The 25,205-nt window shown below is 42.3% G+C and carries 21 protein-coding genes; 7 read left to right on the top strand and 14 right to left on the bottom strand.

Annotated features, from left to right (window positions below; all coding sequences use genetic code 11):
* Window positions 1-101 precede the first annotated feature (101 nt).
* The 4 genes from hemJ to psbQ all read right to left on the bottom strand — a co-directional run bounded on the left by hemJ (window position 102) and on the right by psbQ (window position 3,441).
* The gene (hemJ, locus tag V7K50_RS07975; protein WP_334958854.1) at window positions 102-683 is read right to left on the bottom strand and encodes a protoporphyrinogen oxidase HemJ; all 582 of its coding nucleotides are present in this window, start codon (window positions 681-683) and stop codon (window positions 102-104) included.
* Window positions 684-792: 109 nt separating this feature from the next.
* Complete coding sequence (locus V7K50_RS07970) at window positions 793-1,644, bottom strand: alpha/beta fold hydrolase (RefSeq protein WP_334958852.1); 852 nt, start codon at window positions 1,642-1,644, stop codon at window positions 793-795.
* Window positions 1,645-1,799: 155 nt separating this feature from the next.
* Window positions 1,800-2,897 carry an NAD(P)/FAD-dependent oxidoreductase gene (locus V7K50_RS07965; RefSeq protein ID WP_334958850.1) on the bottom strand — a complete coding sequence of 366 codons (1,098 nt, stop codon included), beginning with the start codon at window positions 2,895-2,897 and terminating at the stop codon, window positions 1,800-1,802.
* Between the two features lie 88 nt (window positions 2,898-2,985).
* Window positions 2,986-3,441, bottom strand: a complete 456-nt coding sequence (psbQ, locus tag V7K50_RS07960; protein ID WP_334958848.1) for a photosystem II protein PsbQ — start codon at window positions 3,439-3,441, stop codon at window positions 2,986-2,988.
* A gap of 510 nt (window positions 3,442-3,951) precedes the next feature.
* Here psbQ and V7K50_RS07955 point away from each other — a divergent pair.
* Window positions 3,952-4,380, top strand: a complete 429-nt coding sequence (locus V7K50_RS07955; protein WP_334958846.1) for a hypothetical protein — start codon at window positions 3,952-3,954, stop codon at window positions 4,378-4,380.
* Between the two features lie 803 nt (window positions 4,381-5,183).
* On the top strand, window positions 5,184-7,076 hold the full coding sequence (locus tag V7K50_RS07950; protein ID WP_334958844.1) for an alkaline phosphatase family protein: 1,893 nt from the start codon (window positions 5,184-5,186) through the stop codon (window positions 7,074-7,076).
* Between the two features lie 302 nt (window positions 7,077-7,378).
* On the opposite strand, the gene V7K50_RS07945 is transcribed toward V7K50_RS07950, so the two are convergent.
* From V7K50_RS07945 to V7K50_RS07915, 7 genes are all read right to left on the bottom strand, one after another.
* A complete protein-coding gene (locus V7K50_RS07945) occupies window positions 7,379-8,896 on the bottom strand; it encodes a catalase (RefSeq protein WP_334958842.1) in 1,518 nt (505 codons plus the stop codon).
* Window positions 8,897-9,428: 532 nt separating this feature from the next.
* Window positions 9,429-10,805: an alkaline phosphatase family protein gene (locus V7K50_RS07940; protein WP_334958840.1), complete on the bottom strand. Its 1,377-nt coding sequence runs from the start codon at window positions 10,803-10,805 to the stop codon at window positions 9,429-9,431.
* A 15-nt stretch (window positions 10,806-10,820) separates the two neighbouring features.
* Window positions 10,821-12,047 (bottom strand): metabolite traffic protein EboE, encoded by a 1,227-nt coding sequence (eboE, locus tag V7K50_RS07935; protein ID WP_334958838.1) that lies wholly within the window; start codon window positions 12,045-12,047, stop codon window positions 10,821-10,823.
* Window positions 12,048-12,172: 125 nt separating this feature from the next.
* Window positions 12,173-13,105 carry a UbiA-like protein EboC gene (eboC, locus tag V7K50_RS07930; protein WP_334958836.1) on the bottom strand — a complete coding sequence of 311 codons (933 nt, stop codon included), beginning with the start codon at window positions 13,103-13,105 and terminating at the stop codon, window positions 12,173-12,175.
* Window positions 13,102-13,302: a hypothetical protein gene (locus tag V7K50_RS07925; RefSeq protein WP_334958834.1), complete on the bottom strand. Its 201-nt coding sequence runs from the start codon at window positions 13,300-13,302 to the stop codon at window positions 13,102-13,104. The genes eboC and V7K50_RS07925 overlap by 4 nt, the downstream gene beginning before the upstream one ends.
* A 25-nt stretch (window positions 13,303-13,327) precedes the next feature.
* Window positions 13,328-14,317 (bottom strand): TatD family hydrolase, encoded by a 990-nt coding sequence (locus V7K50_RS07920; protein WP_334958833.1) that lies wholly within the window; start codon window positions 14,315-14,317, stop codon window positions 13,328-13,330.
* A 93-nt stretch (window positions 14,318-14,410) separates the two neighbouring features.
* A complete protein-coding gene (locus V7K50_RS07915; RefSeq protein ID WP_334958831.1) occupies window positions 14,411-15,274 on the bottom strand; it encodes an EboA family metabolite traffic protein in 864 nt (287 codons plus the stop codon).
* Between the two features lie 475 nt (window positions 15,275-15,749).
* Here V7K50_RS07915 and V7K50_RS07910 point away from each other — a divergent pair, with 475 nt between their 5' ends.
* The gene (locus tag V7K50_RS07910) at window positions 15,750-16,952 is read left to right on the top strand and encodes a 3-dehydroquinate synthase (protein WP_334958830.1); all 1,203 of its coding nucleotides are present in this window, start codon (window positions 15,750-15,752) and stop codon (window positions 16,950-16,952) included.
* 300 nt (window positions 16,953-17,252) lie between these two features.
* Here the strand turns inward: V7K50_RS07910 and V7K50_RS07905 are convergent, their stop codons facing one another.
* Window positions 17,253-17,951, bottom strand: coding sequence for a YdcF family protein (locus V7K50_RS07905; RefSeq protein WP_334958828.1), 699 nt, complete (start codon window positions 17,949-17,951; stop codon window positions 17,253-17,255).
* A 312-nt stretch (window positions 17,952-18,263) separates the two neighbouring features.
* Here V7K50_RS07905 and ctpB point away from each other — a divergent pair, with 312 nt between their 5' ends.
* Together ctpB and V7K50_RS07895 are read left to right on the top strand one after the other, a co-directional pair.
* The gene (ctpB, locus tag V7K50_RS07900) at window positions 18,264-19,604 is read left to right on the top strand and encodes a carboxyl-terminal processing protease CtpB (protein WP_334958827.1); all 1,341 of its coding nucleotides are present in this window, start codon (window positions 18,264-18,266) and stop codon (window positions 19,602-19,604) included.
* 122 nt (window positions 19,605-19,726) lie between these two features.
* Window positions 19,727-20,716, top strand: coding sequence for a glycosyltransferase (locus V7K50_RS07895; RefSeq protein WP_334958825.1), 990 nt, complete (start codon window positions 19,727-19,729; stop codon window positions 20,714-20,716).
* Between the two features lie 241 nt (window positions 20,717-20,957).
* On the opposite strand, the gene V7K50_RS07890 is transcribed toward V7K50_RS07895, so the two are convergent.
* Together V7K50_RS07890 and V7K50_RS07885 are read right to left on the bottom strand one after the other, a co-directional pair.
* Window positions 20,958-22,592: an alpha-D-glucose phosphate-specific phosphoglucomutase gene (locus V7K50_RS07890; RefSeq protein ID WP_334958823.1), complete on the bottom strand. Its 1,635-nt coding sequence runs from the start codon at window positions 22,590-22,592 to the stop codon at window positions 20,958-20,960.
* Window positions 22,593-22,813: 221 nt separating this feature from the next.
* Entirely contained in the window at window positions 22,814-22,996 is a 183-nt protein-coding gene (locus V7K50_RS07885) for a hypothetical protein (protein WP_334958821.1), read from the bottom strand.
* A gap of 15 nt (window positions 22,997-23,011) precedes the next feature.
* Between V7K50_RS07885 and trpS the strand changes: the two genes are divergently transcribed.
* Together trpS and V7K50_RS07875 are read left to right on the top strand one after the other, a co-directional pair.
* Window positions 23,012-24,022 carry a tryptophan--tRNA ligase gene (gene trpS / locus V7K50_RS07880; protein ID WP_334958819.1) on the top strand — a complete coding sequence of 337 codons (1,011 nt, stop codon included), beginning with the start codon at window positions 23,012-23,014 and terminating at the stop codon, window positions 24,020-24,022.
* Between the two features lie 58 nt (window positions 24,023-24,080).
* Window positions 24,081-25,001, top strand: a complete 921-nt coding sequence (locus tag V7K50_RS07875) for a methylenetetrahydrofolate reductase (protein ID WP_334958817.1) — start codon at window positions 24,081-24,083, stop codon at window positions 24,999-25,001.
* Window positions 25,002-25,205: the final 204 nt, after the last annotated feature.

The following is a 25,205-nucleotide window of genomic DNA, read 5'->3' as shown; positions in this document are numbered from 1 at the left end:
ATGAGTAAGAATATTCACTTATTACTTATTACTTATTACTCATTACTTTAAAGCCGTGCTAGAAGCACGTAGCTCTAAACCCATTTTTTCGGTAATATTGTCTAACTTTGTTCTTGTGGTTGTCCTATCTGTGCCGTCAATTTTTCTTTATCTTGCCTGCGTTTTTTGGCATAAAGTTGAATAGTGACTGCCATCAAAACAATCATGGCGAAAATAGCCCAGGCTGCGATATCTGTAGGTAGATTATTCTTAAACACAGCTAGCAGAACGATCGCTACTAACATAACTGTGGGTGCTTCATTTAAAGCGCGTAATTGCTGACTATTCCAGCCACATTCATCTACTGCTAATTTCTTCATCAGTCGAGCGCAGTAATGATGATAGCCAATTAAAATGGCAACAAACAGCAGTTTGATATGTAACCAGCCCTCTTTTAAAATATCCGGTTCAGTGCTTACTAAACCGATGGCCATTGCGATCGTCACAAACATTCCTGGGTTAGTTATGATATGATAGAGCCGCTTTTCCATAATTTGATACTGGTTTTTCAATATGGTTCGCGCTGGTTCCGGTTCAAGGTTCGCTTCAACGTGATAGATAAAAAGGCGTACTAGGTAAAACAAACCAGCGAACCAAACTACAAATCCGACAATATGAAATGCTTTAAACCATGAATAAGCCATGAATACTAATCTCCTTTACTTTGAAACCTCTTCAATTTTGAATTTTGAATTTTGAATTGTTAACTGTGGGTTCATTTTTATAATATCGATTTTTGCCAGAGGTATATTGTCAATGAGTATCTTTACGACGCACAAAGGGTAAAAGGTCTTCTAAAATCGCCTCGTGGTAATGTTCTTGAGGATAATGTCCGACATTATTAAGTTTTATTAATTCGCTATTTGGTACGGAATTGACAAAATTTTGGGCAATGTCTACAGGTAACCAAGGGTCAATCATCCCCCATTGAATCAGAATTGGCTGTTGCCATTCTTTAAAGCCAGATTGTATTTCTGTCATGGCTGAATCAAGTTGTAAATTGCGAATACTTGACAAGAGACTTCGACCAGATGCAGAAGTTTTCAAAAATGGTTTCCGATAAATATCTAAATCTTTATCTCCTATGCGATAACGGCTTCCACCTTCTAAGGTTCGGTCAACCAAAAGAGGGTCTTGGGTCATGACTTCACCTACTAAAGGTAAACCCATTTGTTTGATTTTCCAGGGTAATTTAGCGGCAGTTGAAATTGGTGTATTTAAGATAGCTAAATTGGCAATTTTTTCTGGATGACGCAAGGCATATTGTAGTCCTACAGAACCTAAAAAGCCTTGGACAACTAAAGAAAAATATTCAAGTTCTAAAGCTTTGACAAATCCTTCTAAAGCTGTGATAAATGCATCGGGAGTGTAAGCAAAATCTCGTTTTTCTGGTTTTGCAGAAAAGCCGTAACCAATCCAATCTGGTGCGATCGCTCTTGTCCCCTGATTCGCCAAAGCAGGTATAATATTACGCCAACTGTAACTTTGTGAAACTAAGCCGTGTAGCAACAACACAGGCGCTAAGTCAGTTCTACCGATTGGTAAAGATTCTCGATAAAACCATTCCAGTGAATCTACATTTATTTTATGTTCTGTTATTGACACGCTATTTTTTTATGGATTGGGCATTGGGCATTGGGCATTGGGCATTGGGCATTGGGCATTGGGCATTGAGCATTGGGCATTGGGCATTGGGCATTGTTTGTTATTCTTCTCCTGCTCCCCCTGCCTCCCCTGCCTCCCCTGCTCCCCCGACTCCCTCATCCCCCCATTCCCTGAGAAATAATCATCTCACGAATTGCATAAGCTGTGGCGGGTGCTAATAAAACGCCGTTGCGATAGTGTCCGGTAGCTAGGAGGATGTTACTAAACCCTGGCAGCTTACCAATAACTGGGGCTGGGCGTCCTTCAGGGCGGGGACGTAACCCTGACCAAGTGCGGACAATAGTTGCTGTGGCTAATTCTGGGCAAAATGCGATCGCTTGTTCTCTAACAGATTCCAGTAGTTCTTGATTTGGCGGTATCTCATCGCCATTGCTAGGAAATTCCACTGTTGCGCCTACCCAATAATCTCCACCACCCACAGGAACAATATGGACATCGTTACCCGTTATCGCTGGCTGGAAGTCAGGATTACCTAATGGATGCCCCACACGCATTTGCAACGCTTGCCCAAGTACGGGGCGGATATCAATTATCTGATTTAATTTTGCCGTCAGTGGTGTTGAACCTAGCCCTGCTGCAATTACAAACCAATCTGCGGCTATTTTTCCTTCTGTAGTCTCAAGTTGATTGCAAAATTCAGGCATTGAGGTTTGGGCATCCAAAACAGTCACGCCAAATTTGAAAGTTACACCATTTTGCTGGGCAGCCTCAACTAAAGCTAAGGTCAGGGCAGTTGGATCAAGTTGACGGTCTTGGGGAGAATAGACAGCGCCAAGAATTTTTTCGTTATTAATTTGAGGACAGATATTTTTGAGTTTAGCAGTGTCCCAAATTTCTAAATGCCAGCCTTGAGAGTGGCGAATTTCTACTAATTTTTCCCATGCTGCCAAATTTTCCTCTTCCAAACCAAGACTGAGAATTCCCTGACGATTAAAAGGAATTTTGCGACCTGTTAAAGCTTCTAGTTCAGGAATCAAAGTTTCATAGCGTTGGATGCTAGTTTGTCGCATCTGCCAAGCTTTGCCCTTGATTTTTTGGCTGATTACACCCATTAAAACGCCAAGTGCAGCGCCCGTGGAAGCTTGTGCTGGTGGTTGGCGATCGCAAACTATGATTTTCAGCCCTTTTACTAAACTCAGTTGGTATGCGATCGCAGCCCCAACCACCCCACAACCGATAATAACTACATTCATGACTTGTGCTTAAAATTAGGAGTTATAAGTGAGGAGTTAGGAATTATAAGTGAAAAATTCCTAACTATTAACTCCTAACTCTTAACTTTTAACCCTCTTCTTTTTTAGGAAGCAAATCGAGGAATTTGTCAATATCTGCGAAAGCAGCTTGGGATTGATTCAAGGCAACTAGAGGATTGCTAGCACTAGTAGCTTTATCAAGTTTAACCAGCTCTTTAAAAAAATCTCGCGTTATTTGACGTGCTGTGGGTTGGTCTTTGGGTAGAAGGTTGGGAGTGACATAAGTCAGATTCAGCTTTGCTTCTGTTATCGGCCCATGTATAAAGTTACGCACATTGATCCAATCACCTTGTTTTATTAGAGTTGTCAATTCTTGTGAGCGATCGCGCACAGCCTGAATTTCAGGAACATAAGCCTGAATTTTTTCAAGTTGTACTGCTGTGTAAGTCGGAGGTGCGATCGCAACACCAGGGCCACCACAACTAATGAGGAATGTGGCCAATAATACTAGAAAAAATGAAAAAATTGAGCGTTGACGCACCATATATTCAACTAAATTGCTTTTTGTTTACCGATTCACAGTGTCATTTTAGATCGCTAGGGCAATTTATCGTTGTTGTCAGCTAAGGATTTTGCACAAAATCTTGATATTTTCTTCAAAGGGCAGAGTTTCATCTGCTTTTGAGGATTTTTTAAGTACAATTACTTAATAGGTGTTAGCCAGTCCCAACAAGAAGCAATTTTTGGTTTCTGTTAGTAACTGAACGTGAGTTCGATGAACCTCTCCCTCCCAGCCTCCCTCTCCGTTTCGGAAAGGAAGGAGCAAGGAAAAATTCAGCTTTTTGCTCCCCTCTCCGTGTCGGAGAGGGGCTGGGGGAGAGGTCAAATAAAACTTGTCGAACTCACGTTAACTGATATTGTTAGAAAAGCCTGATTTAGAGTTGCTAAATCTCAAAGGTCTTGATAAGCTGAAACACCAATGATATAAGCCTTCTGGCGGTTGTTCTGTCTTCAGATCCCCGAAGATGCCGACGCGATATAGGAGTGTTTTTTAGTGAACGCAGCTGAACAGGCAACGAACCTTGAACTCGCCAGCAACATTGCTACGGTAGTTAATTTGTTCAAATTCGAGTTTCCTGATGCCAAATCTGATCTCAAACCCTGGAAGAATGACCCGGAAACTAGGGAGTTAGTCGATCCAGATTCTATAGATATTGGCTTTCACTTTCCTGGTATCAGCAAATCTTGGCGAAGTCGTAGTATTTTAATTCAAATCCGATTTTATCAAGATCCCATCAATAATTCCCGCCGTGCGATCGGTGTGGAGGTCGCTGGATTCGATCATCGCGGTGAAGCGTGGCGACTTTCTACGGTAGAAAACTGGAGTGTTGTCGGCGCATCTTCGCCTTCTGATGAAATTGAGAATAAGCTCAAACAGATTTGCCGGCAGATTTTAGAAGTTTTTAATAAACAAAGCGATTGAAGAAGAAGTCAGAAGTCAGAAGTCAGGAATCAAGAACGTGGGAGATTCAGACCTGCCCTGATTGTTTTGCACCAAACCTCCGATCTGATGGTGGTCTAAAAAGAGTCTATAGCGGTTCTCGCTTGGGTGCAGTACAGTTTTGACCTCTCTCCAAACCTCTCTCCTTTTAGGAGAGAGGCTTTAAGTCTTACTCCCCTTCCCTTGCAGGGAAGGGGCTGGGGGTTAGGTCTGTATTTCATGCAATTGAGAACTGCTATATTTCTTGAAACAACGCCATTGGTGGTTTCACTATCACATTATTTAAACATTAACAAAACCTTAACTTTACTAATAATTTAAAAAACTAGACAGAAACTTATTCCCTAAATTTGAAATTCCATAACTCTGAAAGCCTTATAAAAAGAGAGATTAACAATTATTGATCATCTGGGTGATTGCTAAAACTGGGTAAAATCGTTCTGAATTTATTTTTGCTCCATCAGAAGTGATTATAAAGATTTGATGAAGCAAGATTCAGTCTACTTGCGTTGCTTACGTTGTTATTGATTTAATCAAATTTGTGCTTCTTAATAAGCAGCAAAATCACGTAAAACCCACTGCAAGCATTTAATACCCGCGCATATTTGTAATCAATATCTGTGAATATATTTCGCTTCTGTCTCTTCAATGCTCTCAATGCGTTGATTCTTGGAGTCTTTGATAAATGCTAGGCGAGAGCCATTGCCAAAAGAAGTAGCCCTTGAATTCAGAATTTTTGCAGATTGTTGAAATTATAAGCCATTTTTCCAATTTAGTTACACACAATGAAGAAAACGCTTTTTGGGGTGTTGACGACGGCGATTGTTAGCAACATCCTGATTCCTGGTGTCCAAGCAATCGGTTTCGGAAATACAACTGCCCGCTTTAGTCATGTTCTGATTATTTCGATTGATGGATTGCACAACTCCGATCTATCAGTTGCTAATCTGCAATCTTCTTTGAAAAATATCAAGCGGTTGCAGAGAGAAGGTGTGACATACACCAATGCTTTTAGTTCTGCACCATCAGATTCCTTCCCTGGGGAGCTAAACTATATCACTGGTGCTAATCCTGGCACGACTGGTGTATTTTATGATCTTTCCTACAGTCGCGCTTTGTATGCCCCAGGCACCACTGCTGCCCAAATCGCCGCCGGAACCGCCAAACCAGGAACAGTAGTAGAATTTGATGAAACTAGTGATGCGTCTTGGAATAATGGTAAGGGTGGCACCTTAGATGGCGGTCAGGGATTTGATAAAACCCAATTGCCAGTCGATCGCAATGGCAACCCTGTTTACCCCAACCAATACCTGAAGGTAAACACCATTTTTGACATAGCTAACGCGGCAGGACTCCGTACTGCTTGGTCTGACAAGCATCCCGCAGCTTACACCATCCTCGCTGGAAATACACAAGATCCAACGAAGTTTAATTTGGCAACGGGTCAGGTTGGGAGCATTAGCGATTACTCTTCACTAGAAATTAACGCAGCAGTAGCAATTGATCCAACTAAGCCAGGACTTCTCCCCAGCACCCTTGGGGCTTTAGTCGATCAATCTACAGGTACTCCTTACTCCAACACCAACTCTCAAATCACATCCACTTTCTTTAACGACGGGACAAAGGGTAATCCGGCTCTGTTTAAGGCTCCACCTGCTGGTTTTAGCGCCAGCCAGTTTACGAGTGTAGCAACAACCTCAGCCTACGACGATCTCAAAGTTAAACAGATATTAAACGAGATTGATGGATTGAACGATTCCGGCACTATAAAAGTAGGCACTCCGGCAATTTTTGGCTTGAATTTCCAAGCTGTGAGCGTCGGCGAGAAAGAGACTGCCTCTCAATTTAATGGTGGCGGAATTGACTCTAATGGCAATGCCCGTCCTGACCTGGTAAGTGCAGTAGCCCATACTGATGCCAGCATTGGTCTGATTTTGGATGAACTGAAAAAGAAAGGATTAGACAGTTCAACTTTAGTGATTTTGACTGCCAAACACGGGCAAAATCCCGTCCAAGATCCAACTGTTGGTTTGAGCAGTACATTTGATAGTGTTACTGGGGAACCTGGTGGCGATGGAAACCTGACTGCTGTTGGCGCTCTCTTAGTCAGAAACGGCATCCAGATTGCTTCTGAGCGAGGTCAGGATACTTCCTCACTGATCTTCTTGAAAAATCCATCTGATGTCCGAAAAGCAGTAACCCTGCTGAAGTCCAAAAATTACTCATTTGATAATACGATTGATCCAAATACTGGGGTGGCGTTTTCAACTGAGGATGCTGCTGCTCAGGGGAAGGTATTGTATGGTCAAAGCATCATCAATGCCGGATTGGGAGATCCAAGGACAAACGATCGCACCCCTGACATTATTGTTCCACTCAAAACTGGCTATTTTTTTGGTAAAGCTACCAAGAAGCGTGCAGAGCATGGTGGATTTACTGATGCTGACACCCACGTAGCCCTGATTGTAGGTAGCAGTGGATTTTCCCGCAATCTGCAAGGTAAAACTATCAGTCGAACCGTTTCTACCACCCAAATTGCTCCAACGACATTACAGGTTCTAGGTTTAAATCCTCAACGACTGCAAGGTGTTCAGATTGATAGAACCCAGATATTACCACTTAACTGTGGGGACGAAAAATACCGAATAGATCAAGAGCGCAGGGAGTACGAAGAATAAAAAACCACTAAATGAAGAAATTGATTTAGATCCCCGACTTCTTGAAGAAGTCGGGGATCTAAATCCAGTTTCAGTACGTAACCCATCATCTAGGTTTTTGGTGCGTTAGCCTACGGCATAACACACCCTACTGGCGTGTCAAGCTTAAAATAGTGCATTAAATGTAGGTTGGGTGGAGCGGAGCGCAACCCAACAGATATCGGGATGTTGGGTTACGCAAAGCCTCCACCCAACCTACAATTTTTTTGCTAGGTTTTCGGTGCGTTAGCCTACGGCATAACACACCCTACGAAACTACGAGGCTACCAATTACCTACAGGTTGAGCATTATGAGAAAACATTGAGGGATCAATTGAAATACCTAACCCATCAGCTACACGCATACCATAGGAAACATCTGCCCTAAAAAAGTGGCAAAGTTGGCGCATTTGGATGTCCTGGCTTGCTTGAGAGAGACTACCGACAATATTTTTTGCCAGACGCTCTTGCTGTTCAGGAGTCAGTAATCGATACAGATCGCCCGCTTGGGTGTAATCATCGTTTCCTTCACGATGACTGTAACGATCGACTGTCACATCGCCCAGGTGGGCGGGTGGCTCTTTGTATGCTGGATTTTCTTTGGGCGTACCCTCAGCACTATTGGGTTCATAATTAGGAGCGCTACCGCCATTGTTCCCCGGTGCCATAAAGCCATCTCGCTGATAATGCATCACTGGACATTTAGGCTGGTTAACAGGTAGTTGCTGATAGTTACCACCCAAGCGATACCGTTGAGCATCTGGGTAAGAAAAGAGGCGAGCTTGAAGCATTTTGTCTGGAGAGAAACTAACCCCAGGTACTACCGCACTAGGACTAAAAGCCGCTTGCTCAACTTCGGCGAAATAATTCTCAGGGTTCCGATTTAGCTCTAATATCCCAACTTCAATTAAGGGATATTCGCCTTGTTTCCAAACTTTTGTCAAGTCAAAGGGATTATCTCGATGTTTTGCTGCTTGCTCGTCAGTCATCACCTGAATACACAGCCGCCATTTGGGATAATCTTTTTTAGCGATCGCTTCAAACAAATCATGAGTCGCATGATCGGGATCTTCACCCTTAATCTTAGCCGATTCTTCCTCCGTCAAAGTTTGATGCCCTTGCAGATTCTTAAAGTGAAATTTACACCAAACGCGTTCACCTACGGTGGGGCGTAGCCCATCGCCCTCAGCATTAATTAAACTAAAGGTGTGGCTACCAAAGCCGTCCATGTGGCGATAGTCTTTCGGAATTCCCCGATCTGAAAACAGGATCGTTACCTGGTGAAGCGATTCTGGACTAAGTGACCAGAAATCCCACTTTGCATTCTGATCTTTGCAATTAGTTTGGGGATTGCGCTTTTGGGTATGGATAAAATCAGGAAACTTGAGCGGGTCGCGGATAAAGAAAATAGGAGTATTGTTACCTACGAGATCCCAGTTACCCTCCTCAGTATAAAACTTCAGGGAAAAACCTCTAGGGTCACGCTCGGCATCTGCTGAACCCTTTTCTCCCCCAACTGTAGAAAAGCGCAGGAGTACTTCAGTTTTCTTGCCAATTTCAGAAAAAAGTTTAGCTTTAGTATAGCGGCTGATGTCATTGGTGACAGTAAAAGTGCCGTGAGCCGCAGCACCTTTAGCGTGGACAACTCTTTCAGGAATACGTTCTCTGTTGAAATGAGCCAACTTTTCTATGAGGTGGAAATCCTGTATTAATACAGGCCCACGCGCTCCTGCCGTGAGTGAGTTCTGGTTATCCGCAACAGGAATACCATCAGCAGTTGTCAAGTTTTGGGGTTCAGTCATAGGTAAAGAAGCTCTCCATTAAGTTACTCAAATTGCCCACAGTACATTTTAATCAGTAAATATAGCGGTTCTCGAATGGAAGCAATACACTTTGACTTCTCTCCTAAAAGGAGAGAGGCTTTAAGTCTTACTCCCCTTCCCTTGCAGGGAAGGGGCTGGGGGTTAGGTCTGTATTTAATGCAATTGAGAACCGCTATAGACAGATGCCAGAGGCAACTAATTCATAGTCATAACGAGTTCATATATAAAGCATACTCAATATGACTATGAATTACCACCAAATTGTTTTATATTTTTGGGAAATATATATGCACATTTATGCCTTGGTGTCAACTTAACTAGAATTATTCATCGGGTTTTTCAGTCAGAATATCCAACTGAATTCTGACGACTTTAGGGACTTCCAAGAAATAAATTATCCAAATAAACGAACCACAGAGACACAGAGAACACAGAGGAGAGAGTTTTTTGAGTATTTTTTTATTTGGAAGTCCCTTATTCTGTTTCGATAAAAATTCCTTTTCCCCACTACCTACTCCTGATTTAAATGTTTGAGAATTAACGAGCAAACATCTGTCGCCTGAATTCGATTTTCATCAACTAGGTGAGTTTGATGGGTGATAAATAGAGGTCCTTCATCAACAGAAGTGGTGATGTTACCGTGAGAGCCACGCACCAGGGAACTATCCAGAGGAATCACATCCATAAGGTAGCGGAAACCTAGTTGTTTCTTAAGTAACTTGAGAGCAATTTTCCCTTGAGGAAATTTTATTTGCGGATCAAGGAAAAGTTCTACAGGATCGTAACCAGGTTTGCGGTGAATATCTACAGTTTTGGCAAAATCAGGGGCTTTGGCATCATCGAGCCAATAATAATAGGTAAACCAAGCGTCAGATTGAGCGATCGCTACCAACTCTCCCGATCTAGGATGATCAAGGTGATAGGCTTGTTTACCTTCGTCATCCAATACCTGGGCTACGCCTTCAGTGGCTTCTAAAAGCGATCGCACTTTCGGGATATACGCCGGATCATTCACATAGACATGAGCAATTTGGTGATCGGCAACAGCAAATGCAATGCTAGCACCAAAATCGAGCAGTTCTCGCCCCAATTCTTCTCGCACAGCAATTAAACCATTTTCCCGTAATACACGGTTCAAATCTACAGCTTTAGAAACTGGAGTAATGCCATACTCAGAAAGAATAACTATCTGAATATTACGTGCTTGATAATATTCAATTAAATCGCCACAAACTGCATCAATTTCTTGCAAATCTGCTTGAATCTGTGTTTCGTTGTTACCAAATTTTTGCAGACAGTAATCTAAATGTGGCAGATAAACTAGTGATAATGTCGGGCTATAACGTTCCTCAATCCATTTTGCACAATTGGCAATCCATTGGCTAGAACTAATGGAAGTTTTTGGTCCCCAGAAATCGAACAGAGGGAAATTTCCTAAATCAGATTTAATTTGCGATCGCACCTCACTAGGATGAGTATAAATATCAGGTAACTTTCTGCCATCTGCGGGATACATCGGGCGCGGCGTAATGGCATAATCTGCTGTAGAGTACATATTGTACCACCAAAAAAGGTTGGCACAAGTGAAGTTTGGATCAATAGATTTAGCTATTTCCCAAACTTTGGGAGCCTGTACTAGTTTATTAGATTGCCGCCAAAATTTCACTTCACATTCATCACGGAAGTACCAACCATTAGCGACAATTCCATGCTCATCAGGCAATTTTCCTGTTAAATAAGTAGCCTGAACCGAACAAGTTACAGCAGGTAAAACTGTTGCAATGGGAACTACCTGCCCAATAGCAGCCCAAGAAGATAAAAACGGCGTATTTTCTCCTAGTAAGCTAGGGGTTAATCCCACAACATTTAGAATAACTGTTTTTTTCATAAACTTAGTTCGTTCTTAATTGGCGGCTAATTCTTTTAATACCCACTCATATTCCCTCTGAATAGAAGTCAGCAAATCTATCTTCATTTCTGATGGCAATACATCCCAAGTGTAAGTCTCAATTTCTAAATATGAGCAAGCATTGTTTGTCTGAAGTAGATGTAAAACAGTAGCAATATCATCTTGGGTAGATTGCAAAATTTGATAATCATGAATAAAAATTGGGACATGAAAATGAGTCCGCCATTCTTCAGCTAAAGATTGCTCTAAATGTGGTAATGCAGTTATTAAGTCAGGATAGTGATGAAGTGTACCATCGCTACGACGTTCTATTACTTGGTGAAGATAAGTAGATTCTGCAAAAGGGCGTAAACGCTCAACTATCAAATTGCGCTTCTCAAATTCAGCAGGTATTTTTACTTGAATGGCGGCGCTGATTTGAATCTTGCCAATCTTAATTCCTTCTGATTGCAAACGCGTAAATACAGAGTTTGGCTGCTCATATTCAACTGAAAAATGGCAGGTATCATAGCAAATCCTAACGTGTTCTAGCAATTTCGTCTCTGCTAAACGCTGCTCAATATTTAATTTTTCCGATAAGTAATTACCGCTAATTGGCAATAACCAATTTTGATAGAAATCAATTACTTCTGAGGTATTTTCAATTAACCCATCAGGTTCAGGCTCTAAATCAATATGTAATATCTTTCCTGTCTCTTCGCTGATGCGAATCATTTCTACAACAACCAATGCTATATTCAAACAACTCTTTTTCAAAACTGTCTCGGAACTTGCTTGGTCTTTTACCCACCAAGGTTTATAAGATAATGGTAGTGTAGAAATGCCACCATCAAGTCCTTCTGGTAACAGAGTAGCTAAAATTTGTGCCAAGTTTAATGTATAATTAACACGTTCTTGTGTAGACCAATCTGGTGCATAAACTTGGTCTTTTACCACCTGTCGATGAAATCCGCCATAGGGGAATCCATTTAAGGTGAAAACATATAAATCTTGTTGAGTTAGCCAATCTTGGAATTGAGCTAAGTTATTTTTTTGTAAAAGTTCTTTGGCTGCAACATTTGCTAACCTCAAGCCAATACCAAAAGGTTCTGTAGGCGATAAACGTGATTTGAGTTCGGTAATATACTTTTCTAAATTGGCGAAAACCTCTAACCAACTTTCACCAGGATGAATATTGCTGCAATAAGTTAAGTGAAAATTATTGTTTGTTGTAATTTTCATTTTCTAGCTCTATCACCTGTATATGTAATCTATTTTCTTTGACTTAAACTATTTTACAAAATACTTGCTACACATCCAGTAGGGATTCACAGATTTGCACCCTTACTGGATTTGTACATTAAAATTTAAGTAACTGCAAATAGTTGTGCTAACTTCATCGAAATTGGTAGCAAAGTTAGAACTAATAAACCGTAATACAAACCAGCAAAACCAGATGCAATGCTTGCATCTAAGACTATTAGAGATAAAACGCCTATTTTTACAGCATTTCGGATGTTTTCGGCTATTGGTTCACGCGCCGCTTTGATAAAATTAGGCAAGACTCTGATAGCTAATAAAACAGCAAATGGTAGTGCTGCGATCGCTGTATACTCTTCTAATAATCCTAAAGCTAAAACTGTCGTCAAAACTATTGCAATTAGCAGTAGTGCTAGTACTCCTGTAATCTTCTTACCACCGTGAACTTCACCCTGACTAATTGCGGTGATAGCAGCAATATAAAGAACAGGAATTAGTGCTAAATACCAACGTTCTCCTATTATTGCTGGTACAGCACTTACACCTAATAATAAGTTACTACCACGGCACAAACCCATATTTAAAGGGCCAAAAAAAGGATGATGTTTGGCGAGTGAGTCATATAGGAGACATGAAAGAGTGATAAAAATAGCGATCGCACCACTCAACAACGATACTTGAAAAGCAGCTATAATACCGATTGCAAACAGTATACTTCCCAATAAAGTAGCATTTTTACGAGATACGCGACCACTGGGAATTGCTCTATTTGGTCGCTCTTTTGCGTCTAATTCCGCATCAAAAACATCATTAAAAACTATACCACCGCCGTATAAACCAGTTGTAGCCAATAACAACCAAGCTAATGGAATTAGTATGGCAAAATTTGCTTCCCCATTGATTAATTTAGTAAAAATAATCCCAGAGCCAGAAGCAGCAAAACCAACAAGAATATCCGCCCAAGCAGTAACAATATTAGCAGGACGCATCAATTCTAGATAACCCCGCCAGCCCGGAAAATTTAATCTTGCAACATTCATTTATCTACCTCCGTTCCTAGTAATTTGCGGGACAATATTGATAACGCAAAGATGAAAATCTCTTTTGCAATGCCCAATACAACTCTTGGAGAGGCTGCGCCAACGGCTTCTCTACGAGACGCTACGCGAACGCGGTAGTTGAGCGTAGCGATGCACTGAGCGTAGCCGAAGTGTCGAAACTCAGTACAAGTGCCCAATTCTCAATGCCCCGCAACCAATTTTCTATTCAATCAACACAAAATCTGAAACTGATTTGATTCCTGGTTCTTGTCCCCGTAGCACAGAATTACCACTGAACATTTGACGTTGATCGATAGATTGAGGATTGAGCCAATCTGAAGCTTTCATCTGCCCAGTTTGACTGTAAGCAGCTAGAGCATTTTCATAACAAACTCCTCGCACGTGTTCTTCAGGAATCCCCCTGTCTAACATCAACTGAGCCGTTTTCGGGACTGCCAAAGGATCGCTAATACCCCAATCAGCACTACTATCTACAATGATGCGACGAACACTATCGTGTCCTGCTTTGCGATCGCATCCATATTTGCGGACAACTTCTACCATCCTGGCGTTACCCATCTTCGTTTGTGGGTAAATCGTGAAAGCTGCCCAAAAACCCCGTCCTAATACTTCTTCAACGGTTTCCTCGTTATTGTGATCAATAACTACTTGTGAAGGATCTAAGCCATATTCAAGACAGCGCTCCATACTCCGAATAGCACCCGCCTTCTTATTGCGATGAGGGGTATGAATTAGTACCAACATATCGAGTTCTTTAGCTAATTCTAACTGTTGACAAAAGTACTTATCTTCTGCTTCTGTCATATCGTCATAGCCAATTTCACCAATGGCAACAACTCCTTCTTTACAAGCATAAAGTGGTAGCAGTTCCATAACTTCAGCAGCTAATGCCTCGTTGTTAGCTTCTTTCGGATTGAGGCCGATGGTGCAGTAGTGTTGGATGCCAAACTGACTAGCACGAAATCGTTCCCAGCCTACAAGACTACTGAAGTAGTCTTTAAATGTGCCGGCATTGGTTCGAGGTTGTCCTAACCAAAAGGCTGGTTCAATAACGGCGACAATACCATATTCCCGCATTACTAAGTAATCGTAAGTAGTGCGCGAACACATGTGAATGTGAGGATCGATAAACATCATGGTTTTAATGATTGGGCATTGGGCATTGGGCATTGGGCATAGGGCATAGGGCATAGGGCATTGGGCATGGGGCATTGGGCATTGGGCATTGGGCATTGGGCAATAAATAATAGTTCTTCTCCCCCTACCTCCCTTCCCCCACTCCCTTCATTTGCAGCTAAAACTGCTCCAAGTCAAATTACCTTGTTGAATGGATGACTGTAAATCTGGGTAATGAGAGAGTAATGCTTGTGCTTCGGGTAAAGGAGACTCAGCACAAGCTAATGCTGCTGCTTCTTGCTCGTCTATAGCCCCATTAGCCAGTACTTTTTCCAAATCTGTAATGATTGCGTTATCAGCAAACCGCCCTACAGCTCGCCAAAGTTCTGGCGTAACTGAGCGTTTAGCTGCCCAACGTTCATGGGCATAGTCTACCAACATCTTCGCCAATTCTGGGTTAGTACGCCGATCCAAACCCCAAATTAGATGCAATGGACTGCCGACAAACACAGCCTTCAGCACCATCTGATTCCAAGCAGCATTATCTAAATAATTCGCTGGATAAGGGTTATGTAGTGCGATCGCTTGAAATACATTAGTCATATTGCTACGAATTCCCTCAGAAGTCCGATGGCGATGCAACTCTGGATGTGGTAACAACGGCAAACTTTGATAAAGGACAACTAACTCCCCCATATCGGCAGTGGAGAAGACTTGATCGAGAGTTTTTACATACCCCTCGGCATCATCGTGGGGCAAAGCTAGAAGCAAGAGTGTGCGGCCTGCTTGATCTACACTCCAATGATCAGGATGCCAACCGGGAATCACATCCTGTGCTGCTTCCAAGTCCTGGAATGTTAGCTGCAAATCCTGTTTACCTAGATAACGCGGCACAGCACTAAAAGCTGTAAAAAACACTCGTTCAGCAGCGCCGCTAGCAATCTGTGCCTGTTTCTGTTCTAGCCAGGCAAAAGCTTTCTCAGAAACAGACTTTAACAGCCAGTGATACAGTAACTTATTTACTTTACTCATGATGAATTCAGGAGAAGTTGCCCAACTTTTTTGTGACAACCAAGTATAAAATCTACCACTAAAATTGATACTTTGGAATTGAAGCAGTTAAATAATCTAATACTGAAATCATAACTTCATTGAATCTATAAAAATCTCCCGACTTTCAACAAGATATTGTAAAGGTACTATTTAGATTAGATAAATCTTAAAATTATCTTACAGAAAATAATTAAGATCCTATGTAATAATGTTCTCTATTGCCGACCTGAGATATAAAGTCTAGGCACCACTAAAAATTTTAATCTCATGTTATTTTGACCTTTACCAAGTAGATAAAGACACTTTAAAACTATGACTAATTTAGTAGATAAGTCTATCTACTAAATTATCTCAAAATTGAACTTTTAAATAAATTTATCCTATTCATTTTACTGTCAATTAAACTTGCAATGCCGCCTCTATTTACAGTTACTTAAAAAGTAATAATATTCCAATGGCTATTCAACAAAAAACTGCTCTTAATCTGCAACCAATTAATCAATGTGTCCGTGTGACCTTTAATTATGATGTTCACTTCACTAGAGGTCTGTTTCAGTTAGACAATCCTTTACTCGCCCAAGTGATTGCCGCAGATGGGGAGACAACCCCAAAACAAGTACTAGTAGTGGTAGATAGAGGATTTTTACAATCCCAGAATGGGCTGCTAAAAAAATTATCCGTCTATGCCCAATATTATGAAAATGTACTAACACTAAGCGGTGAGCCGATAGTAGTTCCGGGTGGAGAATCAGTCAAGAACGATTCTCGATTTATAGAGCAAATTCATCAGCAGATCAATGCATCTGGATTGTGCCGTCACTCCTACGTCTTAGCAATTGGAGGTGGAGCCGTCCTAGACATGGCAGGATATGCAGCAACAACGGCTCACCGAGGAATTCGGCTGCTACGAGTACCGACAACAGTATTAGGGCAAAACGATTCGGGTATAGGGGTAAAAAACGGAATCAATGCCTTCGGTAAGAAAAACTTTCTGGGTACGTTCATGCCACCTTATGCTGTCTTGAATGACTTTAATTTTCTCACTAGCCTTGACGATCGAGATTGGCGAGCGGGCATTGCAGAAGCGGTGAAAGTAGCGCTGATTAAAGATGCAAATTTCTTCGATTTCATTATGACTAATGCCGATAAATTGGCGAATCGAGACATGGATATAATGGAAAGTTTGATCTATCGTTGTTCCCAGTTGCACTTAGAGCATATTGCTGGTAGCGGCGATCCCTTTGAAATGGGTTCATCGCGTCCTTTAGATTTTGGACACTGGGCTGCTCACAAACTAGAGCATTTAACTAATTACAGCCTACGTCATGGTGAAGCTGTAGCGATCGGTATTGCTTTAGATACGACCTATTCATATTTAATCGGGCAACTCTTACAATCAGAGTGGCAAAGTGTTCTAAATACACTCAAAAAATTAGGCTTTAGTTTGTACCTATCAGCACTGACAGAGCAATTAGATCAACTAGAGCATCCGCATTGTATATTTAAGGGGCTTACCGAGTTTCGTGAACACTTGGGAGGAAAATTAACAATTACCCTTCTGCAAAGAATCGGAGAGGGAATAGAAGTTAACCACGTGGATTTGTCTTTGTATAGAGATGCTATTTTAATGCTGCAAGATTGGGAAGTTTTGCATTAATTCTCTTTTGGATGCAATCAGCATAAGTGATGTGTAACAACAAGCCGCTACACTAAAAGGTGCTTGTCAATGCACAAATTTACACTGAGATGAAGTCTGCTAAGTGTCCATTACGAATAAGTTATCGTAACTTAGAAGGGTTTAAATCCCCCGGAGTTGCTCCTCTTGGGGAGACCCCATCGCTTTTAGCGTCTCCCTTTGGGAGAAGACCGCACTCCTCAACTCTTGGAGACGCACTCGCGTTCGTCTGAAATGTCTTTAATTTTGAATTTTGAATTTTGAATTTTGAATTTTGAATTGTTAACTCCCCACCCCCCCTTGGTGTTCACAATGAAAACCTCGATGCTCCCAAGCTTGCATATCTACTTCAGTAAGCCTTGTAATATTTGAGCATTGCGGTTGAATAATTTGACTTAAAATTGCCCAAAATAAGCTACGTGTTAAATCTAATCCCGTTTTAGACCAAGATTCATTATTACCAGGAATACCCAACTCCTGAACAATCTCTGGCTCTACCCAAATCCCATGAGCGCCCAAAAGAATCTTTGCCATCCATAAAGCTCTGGGTAAATGACTCGGCGAAGTAATCAACATGACTTTATGCACTCCCCAATGCCGCAGAATTGGAATACCATAATAAAAATTTTCAAAGGTAGAATTCGCACAGTCTTCTAACCAAACGTTTTGTAACTCTGCTAATTCCGCCTGAAAAATTAACCGTATACAAGGATCTGGGGAACCATGAGAAATTAAAATTGGGGTTTGCGGGTATTGTTTTGCTTGTTGGGCAACATAAGTTTCTCGACTAATACTGCCACCAAGCACAAAGAAGGCATCTACTGGCCGCGAAGAAGCAAAAACTAAGGTTATAGTAGTAAAAATCAGCCAGACACCCAGGATAACGTATAATCCACGAGTTAGTTTTTGTAACAATTGCCACAGATTAGTAAAATTTTTTTCAAGAGAAATTGATGGTTTGATGGTAAATTTGGGTTTCATGACTTAGGTAAAAAAAGCTGATTTAATGGCTCTCTAACAGTGCTGCAATTCAGTGAACAAAGTGCTATCTTATAAAAGTAATCTAGAATGCAAATATGACGCTAATCAAAGTGTCATACGCTCAGTATGACCTTCCGGAGAAGGTTAAGAAGCTGAGAAATGATTGTTAATAACTAATGCGGTATTTTTGGCATCATTCAACGATGAAAATGATGAAGGAGCATAGTTAATTCTGGGGTATAAAAACTTAAAATTTTCTGGAAAGCCTGATTGCTAAACTGTCAACAACACAATTATTCCAGCTAAGTATACATGAACCAATCTGCGAAAAGTTACTCACCGCTCCAAGTAGCCTTGATTGGTGGAGCGATCGCCACAACTGCTACGATGTCTGTATTCGGCCCAGCTTGGACTCGTGATGTCCGTGCCGCTCTAGCCCTGCAAGATAGCCCAAAAGTGATAGTTGACCAAGTTTGGCAACTGGTGAATCATGAGTATGTTGATGGTAAATTTAATCAACAAGATTGGCAAGCAACCAGGCAAAGCCTGTTGAGCAAAGACTATTCTTCTCGTGAAGAAGCATACACTGCCATCCGCGAAGCTTTACAAAAATTAGGAGATCCTTACACTCGATTCATGGACCCCCAGCAGTTTGAAGCTCTGACTAGCCAAACATCTGGGGAAGTCTCTGGCATTGGCGTTCGGATGGAAGTGAACCAAAAAACTCAGCGCCTCACTGTTGTCGAAGCCATCGAAAATTCTCCAGCACTGAAAGCTGGGATCAAAGCAGGCGACCAAATTTTGGCTATTGACGGCAAATCCACTCTCAAAATGAAAGTGGATGATGCCTCTAAGCTAATCCGTGGCAAAGCGGGTACTCCCATTAAGCTAAGGCTGGGACGAACGGGACAAAATGCTTTTGAGTTGAAACTGGCGAGGGCAAATATTGAAGTGCCAACGGTACGTTATACCCTCAGACAAGAAGGGAATCGCCGGGTTGGGTATATCCGTTTGCGGGAATTTAGCGCCCACGCCGCAGATCAAATGCAACGAGCCATCCGCGATTTGAGCAGTAAGAAAGTTGATTCTTACGTCTTGGATTTGCGGGGAAATCCTGGCGGGTTGTTGCAGGCGAGCATTGAAATTGCCCGAATGTGGTATGATAACGGCGGAATTGTCAAGACAATAGACCGTGTGGGTACCAGTGAAGAAACTACAGCTAATCGCACTGCTTTAACAAATCGTCCTTTGGCGGTCTTAGTAGATGGTAATTCAGCTAGTGCTAGCGAAATCCTCACAGGGGCACTCAAGGATAATAAGCGGGCGGTAGTCGTTGGTGGTCAAACCTTTGGCAAAGCCTTAGTGCAGTCAGTTCATGAACTGGCAGATGGTTCCGGCTTGGCTGTCACCATAGCCCATTATTACACCCCTGCGGGCACGGATATTAACCATAAAGGGATTACGCCAGATATCAAGCTAGACTTGACAGAGACACAAGAGCGTCAGTTGGCTTCTAATCCAGATTTAATCGGAACTAAGAGTGATCCCCAATATGCTCGGGCGATCGCAATTCTATCAAATAACAACTTTGCCCAGCCGCCGGCAAATCAGCCCAATCGACCCATGAGCAGCGCTGGTAACTTGAAATTTTAGGTTCAATCCCTCACTAAATTAAGTCTGACTCCTAAATTCGGAATTCTGACTCCTTACTAATTGTTCCAGAATTTTGGTTTGGGAATACTAGCTAGTAATCCCATCTCCAAAATCTCAGATTTATGAATCATCAGCCAGTTAATGCAACCACTGCCACCAGCTTTTTACCAATGGTGTCGGTGGTTGTTCCTATTTATAATGGTGAGGCAGATTTACCAGATTTAATCACTTGTTTGTTGTCCCAAACTTACCCAAAAGACTGGGTAGAGTACTTGTTGGTGGACAATAATAGTAGCGATCGCACTCTCATCAACCTCAAAACATCTGCCGAAAATTGCCCAATTACAATTCACCCGTTGAGTGAAAACCAAATTCAAAGCTCTTATGCTGCTCGTAATACTGGAATTCGCGCCGCCACGGGTGAAATTATCGTTTTTACCGATGCAGATTGTCGCCCACAATCACAATGGCTAGATGCATTAATTCAACCTTTTGTCAATAAAGAAGTGGTGATTGTCGCTGGTGAAATTTTGGCACTACCAGGCACAACTCTGTTAGAACAACACGCAGACCATCAAGAAACCTTATCGCAAAAGCATACCCTTAACCATTCCTTTCGTCCCTATGGTCAAACGGCTAATTTGGCGATTCGACGCATAGCCTTAGAAAAAGCGGGTTTATTTCGTCCCTATCTTACGAGTGGTGGCGATGCCGATATTTGCTGGCGGATTTTGGGGGAAAACATTGGGCGTTTGGAATTTGCCCCCAATGCGATCGTTCAGCACCGCCACCGCGCTACACTTCAAGAACTGCAAAGTCAATGGCGGCGCTATGGACGCTCAAATCGCTATCTGCACGAACTGCACGGTGTCGATTTAATGCGAGAGATGACACCTAAAGAATGCGGCTATCGTTTGGGACGTTGGTTATTGAAAGAAATACCAAGAGATATTAAAAAGGCGTTGGCGCAGCCCAGCCCAGGCATCGCGGGTCAAGCCACCCTAGTAGATTTATTAAATACTCCCATTGGTTTGTTCACAGCTAGGGCGCGTACTGCTGGGCAAAGAGACGCCAAGCTACCAGAGAATGCCAAGATAATTGAGCGACTTTGACAATACTAAGCTGTCGCGCAAATAAGATTGCACAACTAGGGCGCTCATGTTGCCCACCCCACAAGAGATTTATTTTTTGGAGGATGCAAATTAAAAGATTTTTAGCTTAGTAGTCTGTCAAGCAATGTCGTCATAATTATTTTCTTTGGGGTATGGGGAGTAGGGAAGGAGGAAATAACTCCTAACTCCTAACTCCTAACTCCTAACTCCTAACTCCTAACTCCTAACTCCTAACTCAGCACTAAGTAATCACAGTTGGTTGTTCCCGTCCTGTTAGTTCGCGGATCTGGGCTATCTCTTCAACAATAGTGATTAAAGAAGCAAGTGCTTGTTGGGGATCGAGGTCATGTTTGGCGGGATCTGGCTCGTAGCTTTCTAGATATACTCTTAGGGTTGCACCTTGAGTACCAGTACCAGAAAGTCGCACCACAATGCGGGAGCCATCGGTAAAGCCAATGCGAACACCTTGTTTTTCGCTAATGCTGCCATCAACAGAGTCGGTATAACTAAAGTCATCACTGTATTCAACTTGATAGTTACCAAACTGCTTGCCTTTAAGAGTTGGCAATAAGGAACGCAGTCTTTCTATTAAAGTGTTAGCTGGTGCTGTCTCTATCTCTTCATAGTCATGGCGGGAGTAATAATTGCGTCCATAAGTCTGCCAGTGTTCCCGTACAATCTGCTCAACAGATTGTTGTCGCACTGCTAGGATATTCAGCCAGAAGAGAACAGCCCATAACCCATCTTTTTCGCGGATATGGTTAGAGCCGGTACCAAAGCTTTCTTCACCGCAGAGGGTAGCTTTACCCGCGTCTAAGAGATTGCCGAAGAACTTCCAGCCAGTGGGTGTTTCATAAGATTCAATACCAATCCGAGCCGCAACTCGATCCACTGCTTGACTAGTAGGCATCGATCGCGCTACCCCGGCTAAACCCGAACTATAGCCAGGGACTAGCTTGGCGTTTGCGGCTAACACTGCGAGGCTATCACTAGGGGTAACAAAGAACTTACGCCCTAAGATCATATTGCGATCGCCATCTCCATCAAAAGCTGCCCCAAAATCGGGCGCATCTTCTCCGTACAAAATATCCACCAATTCATGAGCATAAACTAAATTTGGATCGGGGTGTCCGCCCCCAAAGTCTTCTAGGGGTATACCATTTTGCACAGTTCCCACTGGTGCGCCCAAACGTTGCTCAAAAATGGCATGGGCATAAGGGCCAGCTACCGCGTGTAAGGCATCGATGCTGATCTGAAAATTTCCTCTTGTTAACAGTTGGTGAATGCGATCGAAATCAAACAGGGACTCCATTAACTCTTGATAATCATGTACGGAGTCAATCACCTCAACTACCGTCTCTCCCAAATTTGACTCACTTAAAGTTTCTAAATCTACATCTGGTGCTTCCAGAATTTGGTAGCTATCAATTACCTTGCTGCGATCGTAAATAGCCTCCGTCACCTTTTCTGGTGCTGGACCACCATTGCTAATGTTATATTTCACGCCAAAGTCACCATTTGGCCCGCCCGGATTATGGCTAGCAGACAAGATGATGCCGCCAATAGCCTGGTACTTGCGAATAATAGCGGAAGTTGCAGGAGTAGATAAAATCCCGCGTTGACCAACTTTAATCCGCCCAATGCCATTAGCCGCAGCCATTTTCAAAATAATTTGAATGGCTTGGCGATTGTAATAACGACCATCACCACCCAGGATTAGGGTTTGCCCCTGCAAGTCCCCTACAGAATCGAAGATGGATTGGATAAAATTTTCCAGGTAGTGGGGCTGCTGAAAAGCCTTAACTGCTTTCCGCAGCCCAGAAGTACCAGGCTTTTGGTCGCTTAAGGGAGTAGTAGAGACTTTACGGATGTTCATAGGTAATGTTTAACAAGGCATTTTCTCTTACAGCTTTGCATAAGTTCGTTACCAAAAAAATTGCCACGTATTAAACCTTTGTATATCTTCTGTACCTCTGGACTAGTTTATTCTTACACAAGGCTATACTTAATACACTATTTGATTTAGAACTTACGCATAGACAATAAAGAATCTTTTTGCGTAAGTCCTGAACTTAAATCAACTTAGTAAGGCCACTTCTAGTTAACGATTTCTAGCTGATCTGCACCGTCCTTGATTACTGCCAAGACATTAAAATCTCTCGTTCCCCAACGGCGAGTTGACTGAGAAAATGTCAAAATTAAATGAGTTTTGTAGCGTCTCGTAGAGAAGCGACTTGTCGCCAGACATCGCCACTTGATATAGCGCGGATTTGAGATCACTAAGTTGAAATATTTATGGGCAAGCAACGTGTTCTTTCTGGAGTTCAACCAACCGGCAATTACCATCTAGGTAACTACTTGGGAGCTATTCGCAACTGGGTAGAAGGTCAGAGCGAATACGAAAATTACCTTTTTGTGGCTGATTTGCACGCGATTACAGTGCCACACAATCCAAAACAGTTGGCAGCTGATACCTACACTCTTGCTGCGCTGTATCTAGCTTGTGGTCTGGATTTAAATCACTCCACTATCTTTGTCCAATCCCACGTTTCAGCCCACAGCGAACTCACCTGGTTGCTCAACTGCATTACACCTCTAAACTGGTTGCAAGATATGATCCAGTTTAAAGAAAAGGCACTCAAGCAAGGAGAAAATGTGAGTGCAGGTTTATTGGATTATCCTGTACTAATGGCAGCCGACATTTTGCTTTACCAAGCGGATAAAGTGCCCGTGGGTGAAGACCAAAAGCAACATTTGGAATTGACACGGGATATTGCAGCTCGGTTAAATCACCAATTTGGTAAACCAGATCAACCTGTTCTGAAGTTACCAGATCCTTTGATTCGTAAGGAAGGGGCAAGGGTGATGAGTTTGGCGGACGGTACACGCAAAATGTCGAAATCTGATCCTTCTGACTTAAGCCGGATCAGTTTGCTAGATTCACCAGAAGAGGTTCAATACAAGATTAAGCGTTGTAAAACTGATCCCATTCGTGGCTTGACTTTCGACGATCCCGCGCGTCCAGAGTGTAATAATTTGTTAACGTTATATACATTGCTTTCTCTTAAGAGAAAAGAAGATGTCGCCGTTGAGTGTCAGGATATGGGCTGGGGACAATTCAAGCCATTGTTGACAGATACAATTATTGAGTCCCTGAAACCAATCCAAGAAAAATATCACTCGATAATGGCAGATAAAAGCTATTTGGAGTCTGTGTTACGAGATGGAGGAGAAAAAGCAAGGGCGATCGCCAATCAAACTTTATCACAAGTCAAAACCGCTTTAGGCTACTCTCTCCCTCTATAAGTTTTCACTTTTCGGTGTGATTTGCCATACCATTTAAGAAATTGAAATTCTTAATCTTATGCATCACACCCATAGCCCGACAGCCTTCCGCAAGGCTGTACAAGCAGGTGAATTTCTAGTTACCGCCGAGGTAGCACCGCCAAAAGGGGGAGATCCAGCGCACATGATTCAAATGGCGGCGACTCTTAAGGGAAGGGTTCATGCTGTCAATGTTACTGATGGTAGCCGCGCTGTGTTAGGGATGTCTTCGTTAATCGCGTCGGTGATTTTGTTACAAAACGGTATAGAGCCAATTTGTCAAATTGCTTGTCGCGATCGCAACCGCATCGGTTTACAAGCTGATTTGATGGGCGCTCATGCTTTGGGCATTCGTAATATTTTAGCTTTGACTGGCGATCCAGTAAAAGCAGGCGATCATCCAGATGCTAAAGCAGTGTTTGACTTAGAAGCTGTGCGACTGCTGCAACTAATTCGCAAGATGAATCAAGGTGTTGATTTTAATGAGAAACCTTTGACTGATGGAGCCTTAGATTTATTTGTTGGAGCAGCAGTAGATCCACAATGTCAGAGTTGGTCGGGTTTGCAAAGTCGATTTGAACGCAAAATCGAAGCCGGAGCGCAGTTTTTTCAAAGTCAGTTGATTACCGATTTTGAACGGCTAGAAAAGTTTATGGACACAATCGCTGCTGGCTATAAAAAACCGATTTTAGCAGGAATTTTTCTGTTGAAATCGGCAAAAAATGCCCAGTTTATTAATAGGTGTGTTCCGGGTGTAAAGATTCCCCAACATATTATTGATAGATTGGCAAAAGCCAAAGACCCTTTTGAGGAAGGGATGAAAATTGCGGCAGAGCAAGTGCAGATAGCGCGGCAATTATGCCAGGGTGTACATCTGATGGCGGTGAAACGGGAAGATGCGATCGCGCCAATTTTAGATTTGGCTGGGGTTGCTCCAGTTAATCAGCTGGTATCCAAGTAAATGAGATAACGAATCTTTTATGAAAGCAGATGGAACCATCTGCTTTTTTTAATCCTGAATCAGACGCGTCTACACGATTTTTGATAGACTTTCAATATCCAATTTTTGCTTTACCGAAAAAATGGGTTTAGAGCTACGTGCTTCTAGCACGGCTTTAAAGTAATGAGTAATAAGTAATAAGTAATAAGTGAATATTCTTACTCA

Origin of the sequence: Nostoc sp. (assembly GCF_036917135.1) — a bacterium.
In the GTDB taxonomy this organism is placed as follows: Bacteria; Cyanobacteriota; Cyanobacteriia; order Cyanobacteriales; family Nostocaceae; genus Nostoc.
The sequence above is the reverse complement of the archived record's forward strand: the minus strand, read 5'-3'. Positions and strand labels throughout refer to the sequence as shown.